This window comes from Alteromonas sp. ABM1_013 (genome assembly GCF_056160505.1).
The window spans coordinates 882,144-904,325 of record NZ_JBSWXH010000001.1 but is presented as its reverse complement, the minus strand read 5'-3'; the positions used below and the strand labels follow the sequence as shown (position 1 = coordinate 904,325).

The following is a 22,182-nucleotide window of genomic DNA, read 5'->3' as shown; positions in this document are numbered from 1 at the left end:
CCAAACTTCATACCGATTCACATAATTAACTACGTACCGAATCTTTCTATTCGTTATAATTTAGGCGTTTTGAATCATTAAACTCGAGTGTATTAACCCAAGCTATATTTGATGAAAACCTTTAAAAAAGAACTCAGAGCATTAAAGAAGCAACTTTCTGAACCCAATCGCCATACAAACAAGGCGATAAAGGAAGGTGCGCGTAATGGAAAGACGTCTACGAATGCTGAGGAAGACACCTTTTCATTTGCAGATGCAATGCAGGGAGTGACGCCTTTATCACAAGATAAGGTTGAACCTGATAAGCAAGTTGAATTATTTAAAAAGTCGCAGCAGGTAAAAGGTAAACACCTAAAACACAGCAAGCAACTTGCAGCTAGTTTCAATTTTTCTGACATGTACCAGGCAGCACTACCTCAAGAAGGCCCTGTGCGCTTTTGCCAAGAAGGTGAGTCTACGCATATTTTGAAACAGTTGCGTCGCGGCGATTACTCACCAGAAATGACCCTGGATTTACATGGGTTAACCCGAGAAATGGCAAAAGCAGAGCTTGCTGCGCTTATTCACACGGCAAGAAAAGAACTGATTGATTGTGTTTGCGTGATGCACGGTTTTGGGCAGGGCGTGTTAAAAGCTGCCCTCCCCCATTACTTAGTCCAGCATCCACACGTACGTGCTTTCCATCAAGCCCCTCTCGAATACGGCGGACAAGCTGCACTACTGGTGCTTATTGAGGTACCGCTTCAAAACAACAAACGATAGGCAATGCTGCGTAGTGCGGTCTATTTATTCTCGTCTGCACTGTTGTGCATAAATAAATAGGTGTAATACATCATCATCGCAACAATAATGCCTATACCTAATAGTGAGCCCCATACCACTGGGTCTTTCATCATAGTCCACATCATAATAAGTCTCCTCTTTAACTAAGTTCATAATAGAAGAGACTGGTGTTAGCGATTGTGATCTAGATCAATAGCGAAAATTAGCCTTTCGGCAACTTTTAGTATGCTTGATCTAGGTCAAATTGAGGTTGTCATTTTAACATTTATATTTTGTTAGGGTAATTAGAGCGCAGGCATACCGAGCGCTTTACATTATCTCGACCCAAATCGGTTAAAGATATTGAGCTCGTTTTCATTCCCTAGCATCAACTCAGCAGTCCTACAGAGTGTTTCCATCGACTCACTCACTTTCACGTCAAAGTTAGAAGGCGTAGATTTTAAACTGTGTTGAAAAATTTTTGCGTTAGTGTGTGTCGATAAAAGTAAAAAGCCAAGGCAACCGTAAGACTTTAAATAAGGCAGACGACTACAGAGTTGTTTTGCTACGGTATGGGTGACAGTTAAACTTTTATCGGGGATAGAGAATATTACCCAATGTTCTCTCTTTCTCCCTTCTTTAACAATTGCCGCAAACCAGTCGTCTACCGCTCTGTCGTCGTATACCCTGCTTGGGATATCAAATAGCACCTCATTGACGTTGAAAAAACGATATTGATGCTGACTTCCTACCATGGCTACCTCCTGTTATGCCTTTATAGAATTGATAAGAAGTGTTTTGATGCTTAGATCATTTAATGAAAAGGAAATGATTTCAAAGATAGAAACCGAGAAAACGAATGAGTTCGGTCTGCTCGTACCTTGTATCCCTTACCGAATAATGTTGTTGTTTTGATAAATGCCCTTCGCGCGCATACCAGAAGTAATTTTCTCGCTCAACCACTCTGAGGCTTTAGGTGCTTCACTAAAAAACTGGAAAGGTATTGTGGATGCATCGTAAATTCTAGACCAAAACTTTTGCTGCAGTGCGAGTCCCTCTGGTTCATGAAGCACTACAGCGGTGGCAACAAGCCCTGAGTCCACAGCTTCCTCTACTATCAGTTGCGCATCTGCTGTACCTTCTAGGGGCGCAAGCGCCAAGCCGTAAATATTAACTAGGCTTGCCCAACGAGGAGCATTAATCTTTCTTCTTTCTGCGCCCACCACACGTTGATATTTGCGGATAAACTCTAAATTGAAAGGGCCGTTGAGATCGATAGTTAGTATCCGTCTGTCCTCTACGAAGTGAGCTTTAACATCGCCGTGTGCGCCAAATTTTTCACTTTCCATAAAATTGCTACCGCTGCTCGCTTTTACCTGTTTAAAAAACGCTAGTCACATTGAAGTATAATTCAACAATCTAAATTTCGCCTACAAACCAAAATTCAAAAAGAATGACGAAAACATCGATATTTAAAGAATATTAAAATAACACCAAAAGACTATTGCAAATCATTATCATTTACATTATCTTGTAAATGCCTGTTCGACGTTGGGTAAAAAACGGTCTTGGCTTAGCGTCGCTGAGGGATAGACGCCCGTCTATCCCTCATTTTTTCATCTGCCTCAATGACTATTGCCGTGTTGTTTTCATTCACTACTTCTCGATACTCAGTCTCTTACTGACATAAAAAACGCGACTTAAAAGTCGCGTCTTAAATACTAAATAAATATTCGCTTCTAAAAGCTAGCTAAACAGCTTCATAAACCAACCTTTTTGAAGATCCTCTTCGCAGGTCTTCAGTTGTGTCGCGTAACGCAAAGAACGGGCTTTTACTTTTGACGCCACTTTCTTAAGCCAAGGTTTTCTGTCATAGCTTCTGCGCTTATAGCCGCCCCACCCTTCGTGATAGTTTAGGTATTGTGCATAGGCGTCCCATTTAGAAATACCGTTCACTTTTTGCGATTTGTAGATAAACCAACCCATAAAATCGATGGCATCTTCAAAATCATCCCTATCCGCACCACTATTATCAGTCTCGCGCATGTAGTCTGCCCAAGTAGGCGTTTTAGCCTGTGAATAACCATAAGCTGAACTCACACGCCCCCAAGGGATAAGCCCGAAGAACACATAATCGCGAGGTGGTAGTGCATCGTGACGGAAGGAGCTTTCCTGATACATCATGGCCATAGGCACATGAATGGGCACGCCCCACTTATCTCTGGCGTCAGCAGCTGCATCATACCAATCGTCCTTTTCGTAGAATATTTCGCACAAATTACTGATGTCTTTAGGAGGCGTAGTTGCGCACCCAGCGATAAACAGTGGAAAAAGAACGATGAGAGTTGATAAAAAAACAACCAGTTTTTTGAACTTTTGGTTCATAACTTGTCTTAACTAATGTTCTAGTAAAATGTGTGTTTCCCTGGAACCTTTTAATGCCTGACCTATGTCAGGCATTTTTTTTTGCTGGAGCCTCAGCGAAATAATCACGTATGAATGTATCGAAGTCTTTCACATCAGCCGCTTCTACTTCTTTTTGAGCAGCAAATGAGACTTCCGCTTGGGCAGCGAATCCTGCCGCGTCGGTATCCGCATATTCAAAAGACTTCATCTCAGATTGATAAGCCCGAGCAAGTTCTAACCCTAGCACTCCATTGTCTTTGTCGTCTTCTAAAAGCATAGAAAGCAGTTTGCCTGACGGCGTTAAATCGGGGTCTTGTACTTTGGCAAATTCAGTTTTTACTGCTTCACCGTAGCGAGAAGTATCGTTAGCCATATCAAGTAATTCAGCGGCCTGCTCGAAAGACTCAAACAGCGAAGTACACCACTGGGGTAATGTGATATCCACGCCACCATTTTGTAGCACTAGATTTGGATTTCTCCCTTCTAGTACTACTCGGTTCATATTCTCTTTAGCTTCGTTAAGCTGTGTTTCATCAAGCTCAGCACTTGGCAATAATAGACACGCAACCAAAAATACATCTAAGAAGTCAAACTGGGTTTGTGAAATACCCACTGCCGAAAACGGATTAACGTCTAGCGCTCGCACTTCAATGTAATTGATACCGCGGCGAACCAAAGCGTCTGTTGGTTTTTCCATTGACTTAGTAGGCTGCTTGGGTCGTATAGGCGAGTACAGCTCATTTTCAATCTGAATAATATTACGGCTAAGCTGCTGATAATTGCCCTCATCCCCAGCAGCAAACTGGCTGAAGCGCGTAGACGGCGTATTCATGGCATCCCGCAACAGCTTGACGTAGTTGTCGAGCTGGTTGTAACAGATTTTAAGGGACGATTGCTCGGCACTGGTGTAGCCTAAGTCACTCATTCGAAGGCACGTGGCATAAGGCATGTAAACTGTACCTTTACCCACTTTCTCAAACGGCAAGGCGTGCTTTTTACCTTTCAGGAATGAACCACAAAGTGCAGGAGATGCGCCATAAAGATAAGGTATTAGCCAACAAAGGCGACGATAGTTGCGAATTAACCCAAAATAATCCGCTGAAACCTGGTCTTGCGAATATTCTTTTCCGTTCAGTTCAGCCCATAGTTTCCAAAAGCTATCAGGTAGAGAAAAGTTAAAATGAACGCCAGCAATAGCCTGCATCATACTGCCATAACGGTTTTTAAGCCCTATGCGGTACACCCGCTTCATTTTTCCTACATTTGACTCACCAAAGTAAGCGATAGGAATGTCGGCTTCATCTTCGATGAAACACGGCATGCTTAGTGGCCATATCTGCTCGTCACCAATGTTATCGATAACGAATTTATGGATATCTTTTAACTGATTGATGGTTTTGGCTGCGCTATTCTCTGGCGGTGTAATGAACTCAAGCAGTGATTCAGAAAAGTCTGTAGTTATTGAATCGTGAGTCAGTGCAGAGCCCAGAGGTTTAGGATGAGGCGTTTGCGCCAACGTACCATTTGGGTTTATGCGAAGGGCTTCACGCTCTACTCCGCGCTTAATGTCTTTTAGCGCAGCTAAGAACTCGGGTGACTTAAGCGCAGCAATGCGCGCTTCAAAACGGGATGAGTCTACAGTCAAAATGGTGGTCCGTTATGTCAATATTGCCCCCTGTTATGGGGGGCAATAGTGTAAATTCAACAAAAATCAATCTATCAGTTTAACGTTTCTCGGGTATTACTCTCTACTGATAATTCGATAATTGGCATCGATAGCGCGTCTAACTGAGGCAAAATTTTAGCTTTATCACCTACTACAATAATTTGCATCTTATCGAGATTCAAATATTGCTTCGCTAGCGCATCCATCGTTTCCTTATCAATATTGTTGATAATAGTAAGCTGCTCTTCACGATAGCCTTTCTCCAAATCGTAACTAAGCAGCTGTCTTAGAAAGCGTGCTTTGCTAGCAGGCGTTTCAAATTCTAACGCATCACTTAGCGTAAAGGCATTGCGCATAAAGGCTATTTCTTCTTCATTCACTCCCTTGGTGCGGTAGCGATTAATTTCTTTAAGAATTTCAGAAATGCCTTCACCTGTATTGGCAGCGGTTAAGTCGGTACTTGCTTCAAACCAACCAAGTGTTTTACCACCCACAAAGCCGCTGTTTGCTCCGTAGGTGAAACCTTTATCTTCTCGCAAGTTAAGATTTATACGGCTATTAAATGCCCCACCTAACGGAAAGTTCATAAGGCGGGACTTAAAGTGATCGCCTGTTGCATCAAAAGGTAGACTTCGATCGACTAGATATACCACTGACTGTACCGCTTCTGGGCTGTCTATCAGGAATATCTGATTTTCTTCATACTTAGGGAAGTCACTGTAATCAGCGAACTCATAGGTTTTACCTTGCCACTTACCGATGAAATCTAAAGTATTCACCATAGCATCTTTCGGTAAGTTACCGACAACAACAATACTCGCTTTATCAGGTGAGTAATAATTAGCATAAAACGCTTTAACGTCTTCTAACGTGATGTTTTGTACTGATTCTAATGTACCTTCGTCAGGCAGGCTTACGCGATTCTGTTCTCCAAACAAGATGAGATCTCGTGCACGACGCGCCAGGCTTGAAGGCGTTTTGGCTTGCTGCTGTAACCCCTGCACAACACGCTCTTTCATGCGGTTGAAGTCTTCTTGCGTAAACGCGGGGTTAAACAACTTTTCTTTTAACAGTGCTAAGGTTTCATCTAAATGCTTAGTTAATGTTGATACATAGACTTGCGAGTACCTACCAGCAGTGCTGAATCGGATAGCACTTCCCAGCTTAGCAAGCTCGTTAGCTAATTCTTCGTTACTGTAATTTTTTGTAGTTTCATTCATTAGCAAAGCCGTCAGATAAGCCGTTCCAGCTTTACCTTCAGGGTCTAGCAACATGCCACCATCCATGCCTAGAGTTAACGTTACCGTTGGTGTTTCAGCACTGGTAACGCCAAGCATTTCTATACCGTTAGCTAGTTCAGCTTCCCAATAATCAGGGACTTCAACAACTGGTGCCTCGCCAGCTTCTGGCATTTCGCTTCTATCGAAACTTGATGCTGCGCTGGTAAAGGCTTCCTCATTTGTAACCTCTGCGGTTTCTATCTCAATATTTCTTACTGGGCGCTCAAAGTTCTGCTCGGCTGCAGCAAGTTGCACCTGCCCTTTTGGCACTACACTTAGCACTACGCTGTTGGCATCTTTAATATACTTGTTATAAACGCGCATGATGTCTTCAGCCGTTACCGCGTTATAGCGCTCAATATCTTCAGCTATTAAATCGGGCGTTTGATAAAAAGTTTCGTTAGCAGCAAGGGCTGACACTTTGCCAGACACACTTTGTAAGCCAAACACCGTACGCGCTTCAATTTTACCTTTTGTTCGCGCCAAATCATCGGTGGTGACACCTCTTGTTTCAAACTCTTTAAGTGTTTCACTCAGCACATTTTGAAGTGTTGAGAGCGAGGTGATTTTTGCAGGATTAGCCAAGGCAAGTAGCTGAAATTCACAGGCGAGTTCACGGCAAGGGTGAGACACCACGGCCTGCACTGCCATACCCTCTTTTACTAAGTTTTTATAAAACAATGACGTTTTACCACCACCTAAAATATCGGCTAAAACATCTAGCGGCGCTTCATCTTCATGACGACCGTATACCGTGGGGTAGGTTATTTGAAGAAGCGGAAGATGGACTTTATCTTCTAACGTTACATAACGGGTTTCGTTTAACGTCACCGGCTGCGGCTCAGGCTCTTCTACTGCGGGGCCCGCTGGTATTTCGCCGAAGTATTTCTTCACCCAAGCTTTAGTTTTAGCTACATCGATATCGCCCCCAATGGTTAGCACAGCATTGTTAGGGCCATACCAGCGCTTAAAGAAGGCTTTCAGGTCGTTTACGTCTACCCGATCTAAGTCTTCTACATAACCAATGGTCATCCACGAATACGGGTGACCTTCAGGGTATAGCGCTTCGCCATTAAGCTCAAAACGCAACCCGTAAGGCTGGTTGTCCACCCGTTGTGCGCGTTCGTTTTTAACTGTCTCTCTTTGATTTTCAAATTTGGTTTGGTCTACGGCTTCTAGCAAGTAGCCCATTCTGTCAGACTCAAGCCATAACACTTTTTCTAACTGGTTTGCCGGCACAGTCTCAAAGTAGTTAGTGCGATCGGTATTTGTCGTGCCGTTTAAATTGCCGCCAGATTCTGTAATAACTTTAAAATGCTGCTCATCAGCAACGTGTTTTGATCCTTGAAACATCATGTGTTCGAAAAAATGGGCAAAGCCGGATTTACCAATTTCTTCTCGTGCCGAACCGACGTGATAGGTTACATCGACATGAACCAGCGGATCTGAATGGTCTTCGTGAAGGATGACGGTCAGCCCGTTACTAAGCGTATATTTTTCATAAGGAATAGATACGCTATTTGATGTAGTTGCGGCGGTATCTAATTTACTATTCGCCTGTTCTTCCTGCACGTGCTGACACGCTGATACTGCAATGACGCCTATGGCCATAAAGAGGGTACGAAGGGTCAGTTTTCCTGACATGATGATTCCTTTTCAATTACTACATGTTTTCACTCGCCTTCACTCTAACTTCACTTTGACGTAACCACTTAACTCTACGGTCAAGAATGAAGTTGCGATTTTAAAAGCGCGAGCGAATTTTCGAAGACTACCAGACTTTTTAACGCTTTACTTGCTTCGACTTTGCTATGATTGTATTAATTTGTGTATTTCTGAAATACACTTACACTTCATAGTCTTTAGTAATAAAGGCTTTAGCCAGTTGAATTCGTTAAGTGGTACGAATGAACTGACAAATGGTTTGCGTTCGGACTAGAAATTGTCCGGAAAGAAGTTGCGAAATAAAAGGATAGATGTATGGATCAGTCAACAACAGTACTTGATATAGACTTCGGAATGTCACAGTTAAGTGGTAACAAAAAACTGTTGTTCACCCTACTAGGTAAGTTCACGGACGAATACCGTTCTCTTGATGCTGACTTACAAGCGCATATAGCAAAGGGTGACTTCACTGAGGCTTATTCACTTGTTCATACCCTTAAGGGAGTGACGGGAAATCTTGGTATGTTTGCGCTTCACAACGCAAGCAAGCCGGTTGAAGCCAGCTTTCGAAATGACAGACAAGTAGCTGATGAATACCCTGCGTTTGTCGCTGTGCTAAATGAGACCATTACCTCGGTAGATGCGCTCATCAAAGAGCCAGAAGTTACCGCTTCTGCCCCTGCAAATGGCGCTGCCGCTGAGCAAGCTCGAAAGCAATTGTTAGCGGCACTGAAAGCCAGTGAGTTTATTGCGCAGGATAAGTTAGACGAATGGCTAGACGCCCTTGCCTTACCGCAAGAAAAACGCACGGCTATTATCGATGCGGTTGACGAGCTAGATTATGAAGAAGCTATCGAAGAGTTAGAAAATAGCTAGTGCTGCACATCCCTATCCTCTTTGAAAACGCTGAGCTTATTGTCGTTAATAAGCCTGTTGGCGTTGCCATGCATGACGCTGGTAATGACGCTGGCGTAGAACAAGAAACAACTGAAGGTATTAAAGCAGGAAAGGTAGACGGCATTGTTACTGTTTTAAAAAAGCAGCTCGCCGTTAAAGAATTGCACCTTTGTCACCGTTTAGATACCGGTACCTCAGGTTGTTTGTGTCTGGCTAAAAACGCCACAGTGGCGGCAGAAATCGGCGAGCTTTTTTCATCAAGACGGGTCAGCAAATACTACCTAGCCTTGAGCGATAACAAACCTAAAAAGAAACAGGGCACGATAATCGGTGATATGAAAAATCGTCGCGGCGGCCAGCGTATTTTGCTTAAAACTCAGGAAAGCCCAGCGATAACTCAGTTTTTCAGTAGCGCGGCTAAACCCGGCACTCGTGGTTTCGTCGTTAAACCTCATTCAGGGAAAACCCATCAAATTAGAGTCGCGCTTAAAAGCATTGGGGCCCCTATTTTAGGTGATACACTTTACGGCGGCGCGGCATCAGACAGGCTCTACCTTCATGCTTGGCATTTGCGCCTTCCTTTATCAAAAGGTGAATTAGCGGTAACCGCCCCTTTTGATACAGGCGAAGTAATTAACCAAGAAGACGTGCAAGCTTGGGTCAAGGAACTTAATGCGCCGGAAACTTATCCATGGCCGTCAATACCAGCGCGCTTTATGTCTGCATCTGTTAAAGAGCATTGTTGAGTTAAGCCAGTTCCGCATAAGTAAAACCGTAACCTTATACAACATTTGATAAATATTAATGGGAAAACTACACATAGTCGGTGGCGGTGCCATCGGGAGTTTAATTGCAGCGAGCGCTCATAAAAATGGCGTGCCCTATGATTGCTACCCCAGAAATATTAGGACCATGCCAGCTCGCGCACAATGGCAAGATGGTCAAAGTATTGAACTGAAAGCTGCTATGTCAGCGCCTGTCGTTCTCGAAAAAGATGACGTGTTAATACTCCCACTTAAAGTGTACCAACTTAACGCAGCTCTAATACAATGGCTTCCCTACCTTAATCAAAAACCGACGGTTGTACTGATGCACAATGGTATGGGCGGTTTAGAGGTTGCACGAAATTTGTTAGGCGGCGATTATCCGCTGCTTCTTGCTACAACGAGTCACGGTGCGTTAAAAGAAAGTACATTAAGCGGCGATTTTCATGTGAAGTATACTGGAGTTGGCGCAACGCAAATTGGCGCGCCTAATTTAGCTAAGCCAATACTTCAAAAGCTTGCAGACCTTATACAAGTAGCACCGTTGCTTGCAAATGCAATTGCTACTTTAAATAGTGCGCTTCCGCCCGTGCAGTACCGAAGTGATATTTTAAAAGCACTGTGGACGAAGCTTTCCGTTAATGCGGTGATAAACCCACTGACAGCACTTTACAATATTCGAAATAAGCATATCGCTGATGCAGAATTCGAGCAAAGCCGTCATGCTATATGCCATGAGTTTACGCTTGTGGCAAAAGCGTACGGGTTAGATTTTACTGCAGAGATGGTTCATGAAAACGTACTGTCGGTAGCCAATGCAACAGGTGAAAACTACTCCAGTATGCATCAGGATGTAACCCACGATAGACAAACAGAAATAGACGCCATTAACGGTTATATTGTAGAAATGGCAAAGAAAAAGGGTATCCCCGTTCCCGAGAACACCCTTTTGGTAGAGCGTATTAAAGCGCTAAGTGTTTAAGGCCTTAGCGTTTATAACCGTTTTTACTCTTGCTCACCCGCTTCTTGCCCATCTTTTGGCGCCTGAGGCTTCATGTGTGGGAACAAGATAACGTCTTTAATTGTTGAGCTATCAGTAAATAGCATAGCTAGACGGTCAATACCAATGCCTTCACCCGCTGTTGGCGGTAAGCCGTATTCAAGGGCGCGGATGTAATCGTCGTCAAAGTGCATGGCTTCATCGTCACCAGCATCTTTCTCTTCAACCTGCTTTGCAAAACGCTCTGCTTGGTCTTCTGGGTCGTTCAACTCGCTAAAGCCGTTTGCCAACTCACGTCCACCTACGAAGAACTCGAAACGGTCGGTAATGAATGGGTTGTTGTCGTTACGGCGCGCAAGCGGCGATACTTCCCACGGATATTCTGTAATAAACGTAGGTTGCTCAAGCTTTTCTTCAGCGGTTGCTTCGAAGATTTCACAAAGATACTTACCTGCCCCCCAAATACCGTCAACTTCAGGCTCTTTGATGTGAAGCTGTTTCGCCATCGCTTTAAGCGCATCAAGGTTAGCTTCTGGGTCGCGGATAGCTTCCTCATTAGCTTCTGGCCAATACTTAAGAATAGCTTCACCCATGCTTAAGCGGTCAAACGGCTTACCAAAATCGTATTCAACTTCAGACGTTACGTTACCTTCAGCGTCTTTGGTTGTGTTTTTGATAATGCTTGTTCCAAGAATATCTTCTGCCAAGGTGCGCAGCATATCTTCTGTAAGGTTCATCAGGTCGTTATAGTCTGCATACGCTTGGTAAAACTCAAGCATAGTAAACTCTGGGTTATGACGGGTTGATAGACCTTCATTGCGGAAGTTACGGTTGATTTCGAACACACGCTCAAATCCACCAACCACTAAGCGCTTAAGGTATAACTCTGGCGCGATACGCAGGTACATATCGATGTCTAGCGCATTGTGGTGAGTTACAAACGGCTTCGCCGTCGCGCCACCAGGAATAACCTGTAGCATTGGCGTTTCTACTTCAAGGTAGTCTCGCTCGGTAAGATAATTGCGAATCCCGTTTACGATCTTGCTTCGGATCATGAAGGTTTTACGCGTTTGTTCACTTGTAATTAGGTCAACATAACGCTGGCGATACTTCGTTTCCTGGTCGCTCAAACCATGGAACTTTTCTGGCAATGGACGAAGCGCTTTTGTTAGCAACTCGTATTGCTCCATGTTTACGTATAGGTCGCCTTTACCTGACTTGTGCAAGTCGCCCGCTACACCAATGATGTCACCAATATCCAGTGCACCGTATTTGGCTTTAAGGGCTTTTTGTGTGTCTTTATCAGCGTAAGCTTGAATACGGCCTGTCATATCTTGAAGCAGCATGAAAGGACCACGCTTTGCCATGATACGGCCAGCAATGCTTACTTTATTACCCTGTTCTTGTAGCGTTTCTTTGTCGAATTCACCGAACTTAGCTTGAAGCTCATCCGCATAGTTTTCGCGACGGAAGCTGTTTGGGAAACCGTTTGCACGGCACTGCTCGCGAATAGCGCTTAGCTTGGCACGGCGCTCTGCAATCAATTTGTTATCGTCTGTTTGTTGGTCAGTCATAACCTTTCACTTCGTTGTTCGGTTTACAGCCCAGATTTCAGGCTGGCTTCAATAAATTTGTCCAAGTCGCCATCTAGCACGGCTTGAGTGTTACGTGTTTCCACGCCAGTACGCAAATCTTTAATGCGAGAGTCGTCAAGTACGTAAGAGCGTATTTGACTTCCCCAGCCGATATCAGACTTGCTGTCTTCCATCGCTTGTTTTTCAGCGTTTTGTTTTTGCAGTTCAAACTCGTAAAGTTTGGCTTTTAACTGCTTCATCGCCTGATCTTTGTTTTTGTGCTGCGAGCGGTCATTTTGACACTGCACCACAATACCCGTTGGTTCGTGAGTAATACGTACCGCAGAGTCCGTTCTGTTTACGTGCTGACCACCCGCGCCCGATGCGCGATAGGTGTCTATACGTAAATCAGACGGGTTGATATCTATATCAATATCGTCGTCAATTTCTGGGTATACAAACGCTGATGAAAATGACGTATGACGGCGGTTACCCGAGTCAAACGGTGACTTACGAACCAAACGGTGCACGCCGGTTTCTGTACGTAGCCAACCAAATGCATATTCGCCCTGAATACGCAAAGTTGCGCTTTTAATCCCGGCTACATCACCGTCTGATACTTCAATAAGTTCAGTTTTAAAACCGTGGGCTTCACCCCAACGCAAATACATGCGAAGCAGCATATTTGCCCAATCTTGCGCTTCTGTACCACCAGAGCCCGACTGAATATCAATGTAGCAGTCGTTTTCATCATTTGGACCAGAGAACATACGGCGAAACTCAAGCACTTCTAGCTGCTCAATTAAGCCTTCCAGTTCACTTTGGGCCTCGTTGAAAGTATCTTCATCTTCGGCTTCAACGGCCAATTCAACAAGACCTTCAACATCTTCTGTTCCCTGGTCGAGCTTATGGATCGTTTCAACGATTTGCTCAAGGGCCACTTTTTCTTTGCCAAGTGCCTGCGCTCTGTCTGGCTCGTTCCAAACATCGGGACTTTCTAACTCTCGGCTAACTTCTTCTAAACGCTCTGACTTTGCATCAAAGTCAAAGATACCCCCTAAGCGCTTCGGTGCGCTCGCGGATATCTTTTATCGCATTAGTAACGGGGTTTATTTCAAACATAGTCCGCTTATTTCGTTAAAAATTTAAGACCGCGGATAGTACCGAATTTGAAGGAATTTTGATAGGGGTTGGCGCAAATATTGCGACCTAGTTTTTGCATAAACTAGCGAACATTTTTTAGTCGCTTAAGGTGAATTGAATAATATTACCGTTAAACGGCGCGCAGCTAGCATTGGTAACACAGTCAAAGCCCATAAGATCAAACTTATAAAACATTAAACGCTTATTGGCATCTTAATTCGATGCACTGGTTTAGCACATTCTCGCTTCCCACAAGTGTGCAGTGTAAACCATAAAGTCGTTATAAGCGATAATTGGAAAAGTAATAGGAAAAGAATGTCGTTAAATAATTTGTCTTATGCTGTTATCGGAGTACTTCTCGGTCTCTTAGTATTGGCATTAGGCCAACTTGTTGACTGTCAGAACTTAGCCGGCGCAACCATGGCGCTACAGTGCCCCAATGGTACGCCTATTTCAAAACTATGGCTGGCCACCTCAATGTTAATAGCTGGAAGTGGTATCGCCGTTTGGCTATTTCGAAACCGCAACGTCTAATCGCGTTGCCATATTGTAAGCGCACTGCAATCTGCCAACGTAATTAATCATACATACTTACGTATTCTCAATTGTAAACTGCAGTGCGTATAGGTAAGTTGCCGAGCGCATAAAAGAATCTCCTGCCTTCATGCGCAGCAGTGCTCACCTCTACATTTACGGCTATTTAGCCAACGTATAATCCGTATAGCCTTTCTCATCGCCACCGAACAAGGTGTCGGGATTATGTGTGTTTAACGGTAGATCGTTCTCTAATCGATAGGGTAAATCAGGGTTTGCTACGAAAGGACGGCCAAAACCAATCATATCTGCCCACCCTGCTGACAGCGCACTTTCGGCACGCGCCTTGTCGTACTTTCCTGCATAAATCAATATACCGCTGAATGCTTTGCGAATAGCCTGCTTGAAGGATATCGGCATTTGCGGTGCATCGTCCCAGTCGGCCTCTGCAATATGCATATAGCCAACATTAACGCTGTTTAGCATTGAAGCTATTGCAAGGTAGGTCTCTTCCGGATTGTTGTCGACCGTCCCGTTTAATGTTGTTAGGGGCGCTAGACGTACACCTACTTTATCAGCGCCAATTTCCTCAGACACAGCCTGCACCACTTCTTTCAAAAATCGAATACGGTTCTGTACACCTCCGCCGTATTCATCAGTTCTTGCATTACTCTGAGAATCAATAAACTGGTTAAGCAAGTAACCATTAGCAGAATGCAGCTCAATACCATCAAAACCGGCATCAACCGCGTTTCTTGCAGCAACTCGGTATTCTTCAACCACCGCTTTTATATCGTCAATGGTCATTTCCCTTGGCATGACTGAGTCTACAAAGCCAGGGTTGCCATCTTCATCCACGAATACCTTAACCCCTTTTGCTTGAATTGGAGATGCACTGATAGGCTGCTGCCCTTCTGTATTTGATGGATGAGAAACACGACCCACGTGCCAAAGTTGTGCGTACATTACACCACCTGCGTCATGTACTTTATCTGTTACTAGTTTCCAGCCTTCAATTTGGGTCTTGGTATAGATACCTGGCGTCCAAGCATATCCCTTACCTAGCGCAGAAATTTGTGTGCCCTCGCTTACGATTAGCCCTGCGCTTGCGCGTTGGGCGTAATAATCTGCCATTAACGCATTTGGCACGTCACCAGGCTGGGTTGAACGGGAACGGGTCATCGGTGGCATAACAACACGGTTTTTAAGCGTTTTTCCAGCCAGCGATACGGTTTCAAATAATTTCATAATGGGGGTCCTTTAAGTTTTTCACTTTTGCAGTTTCATCTTATGTAACCCTATAAATGAGGCCCATTAGCTTTGTCAGAACCCGTACTTTTTACAAAGCACTTTTGCATTTTTCGCAAAAGTATTAGCCCATTTCGACGACGTTACACCAAAAATTCACTATCACCTCTTGACGCAGAAAATTTTAAGCTTACACTTGTTCGCTGAATTAGCGTACACCTGTACGCTTAAATATTTCATCTTTTTTGTATTGAAAATATTCCGACGTTAAATAGGTGTGATTTCTACATTGAGACAATTACTAGATAAATTTACTGATCGCATATTCCACCACGGCTCTTGGAAGGGCTATTGGGAAGTACTGATTCAGCAAATTAAACCCGCATGGCGCGATGGGTATTTCAGAGCCAGAGTTATAACAGTAAACAGCTTAAGCACGGATATGCTCGAGGTGGTACTTAAGCCAAATAGTTCGTGGCCCACTCATACCGCGGGGCAGCATATCGCGTTAACCATAGAGATTAATGGCAGGCTCACCACCCGAGTATTTACCATAGCAAGTGGTGCTAATACCTACCAAAGAGACAAGCAGATCCGCTTGGTGACTAAGGTAAAAGCCGAGGGCGCGCTAACGCCTTACCTTCATGCTTGTGTGCCCAATCAATGGGTAAATATCTCAGCCCCCAAGGGAGAGTTTGTATGGCCTAAGACAGAAAGGTCTCTACTTATGATTGCGGGCGGCTCGGGCATTACCCCTTTCATTGCCATGCTTGACGATGCTATTAACAATGCAGAGGTAAATCAAAAAGCAGTACATTTGCTTTATTTTGCCAAGCCCAATGAACACGTATTGCTTAACGAGCTATCTGCCTTCAGTAAACGCTGTGAACACTTCACCTATGATATTTTAACTAAGCAAAAAGATGGGGACGTAGAAGCCCATTTATCTTATTTCGCCAATGCACACTGGTTAGTGTGTGGCCCACATGCCATGTTCGAGCAAGTTGAAAGTTATGCAAAGACAATTAGCGCACCTGTTTCAAGCGAACATTTCGCTGCGTTGCCTGTGGTGAGCAACACAAGCCTTACCGAAAGCGAAACCTTCTCTTTAATTCACAACGGCCAATCTTTGGCTATCGATAATCAGCAAACCCTGCTTTCACAGCTTCAACAAGCAGAACAGCCTGTGACCTATGGCTGTGGAATGGGGATTTGTCATCAGTGCCAATGTGTTAAGAAAAGAGGCGTGGTAAGAGATACCCGTACTGGCGAACTTTCAGATAGCGCAGAGCAACTTATTCAATTGTGTGTATCACAAGCCGTTACCGATGTGGAGATTCAACTATGAACACAAGCGTAGCAATAGACAAACAACACCGAGAAGAGGCGATTGAACAAGCGCGCTTACCGGAGTATGAAACTCATAATACTCAAGTAATTGGGGCAACGAGCACTGAAAAGAAACCTAACTACGAGCTACTTGCCGCCCAACTTGATGAAATCAAAGCCGATATCAAACAGAAAGTAGGTGCTGAAGATGCAGCCTATATTCGACGTATTATTCTCATTCAGCGTATCTGCGAATGGGGGGGCCGAATACTCCTAATGTTGGGATTCATTCAACCGCTGCTCTGGGTTGCCGGCGTATTAAGCTTAGCAACGGCTAAAATACTCGACAATATGGAAATTGGCCATAACGTGATGCACGGTCAGTACGACTGGATGAACGATAAACATATTAACTCGAAAGGCTATGAGTGGGATATTGCCTGTGATGGCGCAAGCTGGAATCGCGTTCATAATTACGAACATCACACCTATACCAACATTATTGGCAAAGATAGAGACTTTGGCTATGGCTTGCTTCGCCTGTCTAACGATTTCAGATGGCGTGTAAAAAACTTATGGCAGTTCGCAACTTATATCGTACTTAGCGTGATGTTTCAGTGGGGCGTGTCTTATCACGAGATGGCCGCTGAGCGTGTCTTTTTTGGAAAGAAGAAAGATAACCGCAAGAATCAGGTTACCCATAGCGAGCTTAAGAAGCGCTTTTTCAGCAAAGGGGCGCGTCAATTAGTAAAAGACTATGTTCTATTTCCTCTGATAGCTGGCCCTCTATTTTTATGGGTACTTACAGGCAACCTTGTTGCCAACTTACTGCGCAATCTGTGGACGTCGACTATCATCTTCTGTGGTCATTTCACTGGCGATGTAGAAACATTCAAAGAGGAAGATTGCGTTAACGAGACGCGAGGACAGTGGTACTACCGTCAAGCGCTAGGCTCATCTAACATCAAAGGCGGCAACCTGTTTCACGTTCTTACTGGGCATTTAAGTTTTCAGATTGAGCACCATTTGTTCCCAGATATTCCTGCTAAGCGCTACAGAGAAATGGCTCCCAAGGTAGAAGCCGTATTCAAAGAACACGGCATGCACTACAACACTGGCGGCTTTTTTAAACAATACGCCAGCGTGTTAAAACGCATTATTCGCTACTCTTTCCCTTAACAAACTGAAACCCTAACCAGCCGGCCATAGCGCTCGCGCTGGTTAGGCACGTTCCCCACGCCCAATCAACCAGCATGATGAACAATGTAAAACCTTCAATAATGCTGTATGCCGTTAAGTTGTAAGCGCCATAACTGGCTAATCCTAAAAGCGCGCCATCTATTCCAGCATAAAGTAGCGACTTCTCTCTGTTCGCTACCACGGCAAGTACAAACACCACGCATCCATACATTAAGTAGAACACTACCCAAGGCCACGTGATAAATTGACTTCTGAGTAGCGGCTCCATCTCACTTTGATACCAGCCGTCCGCAATAACGCCAAGCCAAAAGAAATCAAGTACGCCAAAGCACACAAAGATAGCAATTAACGACACGATGATGTTTTTCGCAAAGCGAATGATGTTGGAAAGCATGAAACCTATCCCTGTTAGCATAAAGTGATCTTAATTAGTTTACTCTATTTTTGGTTATTAAACTAAGCGTAGATCGCAAACATATGCCCCTTTATCAGAGCTATTCTGTTAACGTTTTTGCCCTTCCCGTTCTTTTAGCCTCGTATAAAAGATGATCGGCACGCTCTAATACTGACTCAATCTTATCAGTGCTTTTAAATGTTACAATACCGGCAGAAAAGCTTACGTTAAATGGTACTTCCTGTTCTCCCCAGTACTCAATGCCCTCTACTTCTTTTCGAATAACATTTATTATTGCGCTCGCCTCAGAGATATCTGTAGCTTGTATAACCAACAAAAATTCTTCTTCCCCGTACCGGCATAAGCGATCTATTTTACGTATGCGTTTTATGATGATTTGACTCAGTGTTTTGAGCACTTCGTCTCCCAAATTATGCCCATAGTTGTCGTTAATTTTTTTAAAATGATCGACATCTAAAAGGACTGCACAATTAACCTGTTCAGGTGAGATAAAGGTCAACCAACTGTTGATAGCTCTCCTAGTATAAGCACCGGTTAGAGAGTCTACGTCTGCCAAGGCTTTAGCGATATTGTGTCGACGTCGGTACCACAACGTGGTGAAACCTAGAATAATAGCTAAACCTCCAAACAATATACTTTTTAGAAAATTAGCTTGGTTGGTCAATTGGTCTTTTTCTCTATTAATTTTTATGTTTCTAAGTTCAGTGATTTCAATTTCTTTTGAGAGAAAGTCATTACCAAGATTAGTGTTTGAAGATGAGATAAGCTGGTTTCTATCTAATTTTAGCGACCGATATTTAGTAGCGAATTGATACGCTTTTTTGTAATTTCCCTTTACCTCATAAATTCTCTGGAGATTTTGATAAAGCCTTAGGTTGATATCCGTTGGTGAGGGATGCTGTGCTGACCAAGTCTCATATTTTTCAGTAAGAGTATCAACCTCCTCAGAGAACCTGACAGGGTCATTACCATCTAATGCTTCAATTAGAGTTAGAGCTGTCTGAATATATGCCTCTATCATTGGCGAAGAGCTATTGCTAGTACTTGTTTCAACGACAGCCGCTATTCGCCCAGCTAAACCTCTTATTTTATCGACTTCGGCTTCAGTCATAAAATGCGTATATACAGATAAATTAAGTATAAACGCGACAATAAGATTATCTGTATCGTCCTGCTCTGTTGCTAATTCAACAGCCAATTCTGATTTTGCTAAAGCTTCCGAAAAGCGCCCTAATTGAGTCAATGCTTGGACTGAAACAATGTAGTCTACAGAATATCGCTCACTTACAGGCACTATCGATAGAATATAATCTGCGTACTGCAAGGCCTCAGAGTAAAGCTGAAGCTCTATGAGTATATTCGCTATATATGCTGCAATTTCTCTTTGAGTTAGCATTGCTTTGAACGAATCTTTTTTCTCAACGTTCAAATAATTAAACGAATATTTAAATTCGACTAATGCGTCAATATGCGATTTTGATTGAAATTCATTGCCTAGCCATGCACTTACAAGAGCGACAGCCCTACTATTCGAGGCTTCGAGCATTTCAGATTTTAAGCGTCTAAGTTTTTCTATCGCTGGAGTTGCTTGTTGTTCATGTCCATCGTTTTTAGCCGAACTCGAATAAATAAAGTACGAACGAACTCCCGCATAGAGTTCAGCATCTAGGCTTTTAAGGACATCCCAATCATTCGTTTCAATTAGCCTGCTTGGACGGCTAAACCAGTTTTCAACTACTTTATCTCCGTTAAAACCTTCCCAGATAACGTGTTTGAAGATAAGCCCCAGCGAGGAATCATCTTGAGGGAGACCTGACGACTTAATTTGTTTGCTTAACTCATTATTCAATTGTTCGTTATTATTCGACCAGAGGGTTATCGCTCTATACGTTGCCTGATCGTAGCGGCTTAGTTTCGTTAAATCTTGAGCAATCGCTTCACTCACATGAAGTGCGAAACACGGAAGTATTGAAATTATGAATACCTTCAATTTATTCAACGGCATTAGCTAACTCTTATATTCTCTATAATAAAAGTAGGTTTTTATTTATAAATCGCCATTGAACTTTGGTATCCATTCAATAGTAAACACGCCAAAGAAGTCGGAAATACTTTACCTAAAACTTACACTGCAAATTGCAACCAAAGAAGCTTTCGAATCTCAAAGTGACGTGGTTCAAATAAGCGTTAAATAAAATGAATAAAACACTATTAGTAATAACGACCTCTTTGATTGTCAGTGCGTGTGCTCATAGGCCACCACCTTTAGACATGGATGAAATATTCTTTGAAACGAAAATCAAGCAGGACGGTACCAAGCTCTTCGCCTTTAGCATTCCATTAATGAAACCGCGAGAAGGCGCTAAAGGTGGCGGCAGAGGCGGCCGTGGTCAAGGGGTTGAAGGTGGCGGTGGTCGTGGCGGCCGTGGAGGACAGGAAAGCCGAGGAGGCTCATCACAAAATTCGTCAGATAGCAGCGATAGAATGACTGAGCAACTCTATGCCTCTCTTGATGAAAAATTGGATGAAACAGGTTATTGCCAAACCGGCTTTATAGAAATCGATACACATCAAACCGAAGATAGGCTGCACCTATTAGGCGAATGTAATGAGACGGCTAGCGAACTGGACAGACTCGACTTCCCGAACGTTAATTAACGCGTTTTTCATAAAGCGCATTGCCGATAGCGTGCGCTTCATTTAACGCTCATTTAATCAACAAGCTCTTAATCAACACAGAGGGTATGCTCCACCACACCATTAGACACATAAGCTCTGCAGCCAAATAGGTCGGTAGTTTCTAAACACACGCCACTGGCTTTTTGCCCAGCTTCCACCTGATTATTTCCTGTAACACAGGCGACTTCGCACTCGCTGCTGTCATTGCAGGCATTGCCAGCATCACTCGCCGGTAAAACGCAAGCATACGCCTGCTGTCGGCCCACTTTCTTCCAGTCACCACCTTGTTTATCACACACTTTTTCAGACTCAATAGAATAGGCCTGCTGTACCAGAGGCAATGAGGTATCAACAACATGCTCTAATTTTTCAACTTCTTCAACACTTGCTATCGGCTGTTCAATGACTTCTGGGGGCCGCGCACCACAAGCCGCTAAAGTTGCACCCAAGCCCACTGCCAACCAGGCCCCAAACCGATGCTGTATCTTAACGCCTGCCTGTTTCATTCTTTCCCTCTATTTGTTTTACTTTTTAAACAACCACTACTTAAAGGCCACGCTTTTTCAAACCTGCGATACTTATGACCACGGCTATTAGATAAGTTCTTATTTTTTCAATAAATCCTTATTCGTGCGCTGCGCTATGCCTAATTAATTATCAAACCATTGAAATTTTAGTGATACTTAGGCGGGTCTCTACATACACTTCGCAAAACTTGCAGTATTTACGGATGCTTTATGACACTAAAACAAACCGAAAACCTAGTAACGGCCTTAATAGCCTTCAGCTTCGCTGTTCTTGGCCTAACGTTTTTACTGGGTGCAAACCCCAATGCACTAATAACTACTTTTAACTTCTATTCGTTAGGCGCAATAGTTAGTGAAAGTGCACTTGGTGCTATCACTGGGATTACATTATTGCTGCTAGCCTTAATGACATTTGCTGCTCGATTTAAGCTAGTGTCAGTAAAAACGGTTACGCTATTCGCTGCATTGGTTACCGCAATCCCCCTACTCACCTTGTTATCTCCCGGGCGATGGATGGCTGATTTAGGCGGCTTCCCGATTATCGGAAGTGGTCAAGGCATCATCAAGTACTTCGCAGTATTACCGCTTTTTCTGTTCTTGTTTTATCGCGACAAACTTTCGCGTAAACAGCTGACTTACCTTAACTTTGCACCTGTAGCCATGGTTTTACTATGGATAGGGAGCATGAAGTTTTTTGGTTTTGAAGCCAATGCAATTGTTGGGTTAGTAGAAACCTCGCCGTTTATGTCGTGGCTTTATGACGTGTTCAGTGTACAGGGAGCATCGAATGTAATTGGTGGGTTTGACGTCTTCTTTGCGCTTGTTTTGGGCGTAGGTATTTACACTAAGAACAAGCCAATGATCATTACGAGTGGAATCGCTTGTTTATCCGTATTTTTGATGACCCAAACATTTTTGTTTACTGTGCCGGATACCTTTAACAGTGCCACCATCGTTAACCGTTTAGGCCAGTTCGTTATTAAAGACCTTTGGTTTGTCGCTAACTTAGCGGTAGTGGCTTATTTTACGCTGTTCGAGGCAGTTTCACGAGAACGCAAAGAAGCGCGTTCGGGTCGCTCGTCACAGTAAGGCT

Annotated in this window: 21 protein-coding genes; 9 read left to right on the top strand and 12 right to left on the bottom strand. The window is 43.6% G+C overall.

Going from position 1 to position 22,182, the window contains the following annotated elements:
* Positions 1-111 precede the first annotated feature (111 nt).
* Positions 112-762, top strand: a complete 651-nt coding sequence (gene smrB / locus ACXAGK_RS03835) for an endonuclease SmrB (RefSeq protein ID WP_474854213.1) — start codon at positions 112-114, stop codon at positions 760-762.
* 20 nt (positions 763-782) lie between these two features.
* Here the strand turns inward: smrB and ACXAGK_RS03830 are convergent, their stop codons facing one another.
* The 6 genes from ACXAGK_RS03830 to ACXAGK_RS03805 all read right to left on the bottom strand — a co-directional run bounded on the left by ACXAGK_RS03830 (position 783) and on the right by ACXAGK_RS03805 (position 7,758).
* Positions 783-908 (bottom strand): hypothetical protein, encoded by a 126-nt coding sequence (locus ACXAGK_RS03830; RefSeq protein WP_474831331.1) that lies wholly within the window; start codon positions 906-908, stop codon positions 783-785.
* 189 nt (positions 909-1,097) lie between these two features.
* On the bottom strand, positions 1,098-1,517 hold the full coding sequence (locus tag ACXAGK_RS03825; RefSeq protein ID WP_474854212.1) for a hypothetical protein: 420 nt from the start codon (positions 1,515-1,517) through the stop codon (positions 1,098-1,100).
* A 135-nt stretch (positions 1,518-1,652) separates the two neighbouring features.
* A complete protein-coding gene (locus tag ACXAGK_RS03820; RefSeq protein WP_474854210.1) occupies positions 1,653-2,111 on the bottom strand; it encodes a hypothetical protein in 459 nt (152 codons plus the stop codon).
* Positions 2,112-2,508: 397 nt separating this feature from the next.
* Positions 2,509-3,147 carry a transglycosylase SLT domain-containing protein gene (locus tag ACXAGK_RS03815; RefSeq protein ID WP_269916053.1) on the bottom strand — a complete coding sequence of 213 codons (639 nt, stop codon included), beginning with the start codon at positions 3,145-3,147 and terminating at the stop codon, positions 2,509-2,511.
* Between the two features lie 67 nt (positions 3,148-3,214).
* Entirely contained in the window at positions 3,215-4,813 is a 1,599-nt protein-coding gene (gene gshA, locus ACXAGK_RS03810; RefSeq protein ID WP_474854208.1) for a glutamate--cysteine ligase, read from the bottom strand.
* Between the two features lie 74 nt (positions 4,814-4,887).
* Complete coding sequence (locus tag ACXAGK_RS03805) at positions 4,888-7,758, bottom strand: M16 family metallopeptidase (protein ID WP_474854206.1); 2,871 nt, start codon at positions 7,756-7,758, stop codon at positions 4,888-4,890.
* A gap of 336 nt (positions 7,759-8,094) precedes the next feature.
* On the opposite strand from ACXAGK_RS03805, the gene ACXAGK_RS03800 reads away from it, so the two are divergent.
* The 3 genes from ACXAGK_RS03800 to ACXAGK_RS03790 are packed head-to-tail and all read left to right on the top strand — an operon-like array spanning position 8,095 to position 10,422.
* Complete coding sequence (locus ACXAGK_RS03800; protein WP_474854204.1) at positions 8,095-8,655, top strand: Hpt domain-containing protein; 561 nt, start codon at positions 8,095-8,097, stop codon at positions 8,653-8,655.
* Positions 8,655-9,422 carry a pseudouridine synthase gene (locus ACXAGK_RS03795; RefSeq protein WP_474854202.1) on the top strand — a complete coding sequence of 256 codons (768 nt, stop codon included), beginning with the start codon at positions 8,655-8,657 and terminating at the stop codon, positions 9,420-9,422. The genes ACXAGK_RS03800 and ACXAGK_RS03795 overlap by 1 nt, the downstream gene beginning before the upstream one ends.
* A 58-nt stretch (positions 9,423-9,480) precedes the next feature.
* Complete coding sequence (locus ACXAGK_RS03790; protein ID WP_474854201.1) at positions 9,481-10,422, top strand: ketopantoate reductase family protein; 942 nt, start codon at positions 9,481-9,483, stop codon at positions 10,420-10,422.
* Positions 10,423-10,445: 23 nt separating this feature from the next.
* Here ACXAGK_RS03790 and lysS read toward each other — a convergent pair whose 3' ends face one another.
* Together lysS and prfB are read right to left on the bottom strand one after the other, a co-directional pair.
* Positions 10,446-12,014, bottom strand: coding sequence for a lysine--tRNA ligase (gene lysS, locus ACXAGK_RS03785; protein ID WP_269916047.1), 1,569 nt, complete (start codon positions 12,012-12,014; stop codon positions 10,446-10,448).
* Positions 12,015-12,037: 23 nt separating this feature from the next.
* A protein-coding gene (prfB, locus tag ACXAGK_RS03780; RefSeq protein ID WP_474808039.1) for a peptide chain release factor 2 occupies positions 12,038-13,136 on the bottom strand; the annotation gives its coding sequence in 2 pieces (ribosomal slippage) (positions 12,038-13,060 and positions 13,062-13,136; 1,098 coding nt in all).
* Positions 13,137-13,472: 336 nt separating this feature from the next.
* On the opposite strand from prfB, the gene ACXAGK_RS03775 reads away from it, so the two are divergent.
* Entirely contained in the window at positions 13,473-13,691 is a 219-nt protein-coding gene (locus ACXAGK_RS03775) for a hypothetical protein (RefSeq protein WP_474854198.1), read from the top strand.
* A 162-nt stretch (positions 13,692-13,853) separates the two neighbouring features.
* Here ACXAGK_RS03775 and ACXAGK_RS03770 read toward each other — a convergent pair whose 3' ends face one another.
* Complete coding sequence (locus ACXAGK_RS03770) at positions 13,854-14,939, bottom strand: alkene reductase (protein ID WP_474854196.1); 1,086 nt, start codon at positions 14,937-14,939, stop codon at positions 13,854-13,856.
* Between the two features lie 289 nt (positions 14,940-15,228).
* Between ACXAGK_RS03770 and ACXAGK_RS03765 the strand changes: the two genes are divergently transcribed.
* Both ACXAGK_RS03765 and ACXAGK_RS03760 read left to right on the top strand, forming a co-directional pair.
* A complete protein-coding gene (locus ACXAGK_RS03765) occupies positions 15,229-16,287 on the top strand; it encodes a flavin reductase family protein (protein ID WP_474854194.1) in 1,059 nt (352 codons plus the stop codon).
* A complete protein-coding gene (locus ACXAGK_RS03760; RefSeq protein ID WP_474854192.1) occupies positions 16,284-17,447 on the top strand; it encodes a fatty acid desaturase family protein in 1,164 nt (387 codons plus the stop codon). Before ACXAGK_RS03765 ends, ACXAGK_RS03760 begins: the two co-directional genes overlap by 4 nt.
* Here the strand turns inward: ACXAGK_RS03760 and ACXAGK_RS03755 are convergent.
* Entirely contained in the window at positions 17,425-17,883 is a 459-nt protein-coding gene (locus ACXAGK_RS03755) for a DUF2177 family protein (RefSeq protein ID WP_474854190.1), read from the bottom strand. The two genes, ACXAGK_RS03760 and ACXAGK_RS03755, sit on opposite strands and share 23 nt — an antisense overlap.
* A 79-nt stretch (positions 17,884-17,962) precedes the next feature.
* Positions 17,963-19,888: a GGDEF domain-containing protein gene (locus ACXAGK_RS03750; RefSeq protein WP_474854188.1), complete on the bottom strand. Its 1,926-nt coding sequence runs from the start codon at positions 19,886-19,888 to the stop codon at positions 17,963-17,965.
* Positions 19,889-20,079: 191 nt separating this feature from the next.
* On the opposite strand from ACXAGK_RS03750, the gene ACXAGK_RS03745 reads away from it, so the two are divergent.
* A complete protein-coding gene (locus ACXAGK_RS03745) occupies positions 20,080-20,541 on the top strand; it encodes a hypothetical protein (protein WP_474854186.1) in 462 nt (153 codons plus the stop codon).
* 68 nt (positions 20,542-20,609) lie between these two features.
* Here the strand turns inward: ACXAGK_RS03745 and ACXAGK_RS03740 are convergent, their stop codons facing one another.
* On the bottom strand, positions 20,610-21,068 hold the full coding sequence (locus ACXAGK_RS03740; protein ID WP_474854184.1) for a hypothetical protein: 459 nt from the start codon (positions 21,066-21,068) through the stop codon (positions 20,610-20,612).
* 231 nt (positions 21,069-21,299) lie between these two features.
* On the opposite strand from ACXAGK_RS03740, the gene ACXAGK_RS03735 reads away from it, so the two are divergent.
* Positions 21,300-22,178 carry a DUF417 family protein gene (locus ACXAGK_RS03735; protein WP_474854182.1) on the top strand — a complete coding sequence of 293 codons (879 nt, stop codon included), beginning with the start codon at positions 21,300-21,302 and terminating at the stop codon, positions 22,176-22,178.
* The last annotated feature ends 4 nt before the right edge of the window (positions 22,179-22,182 follow it).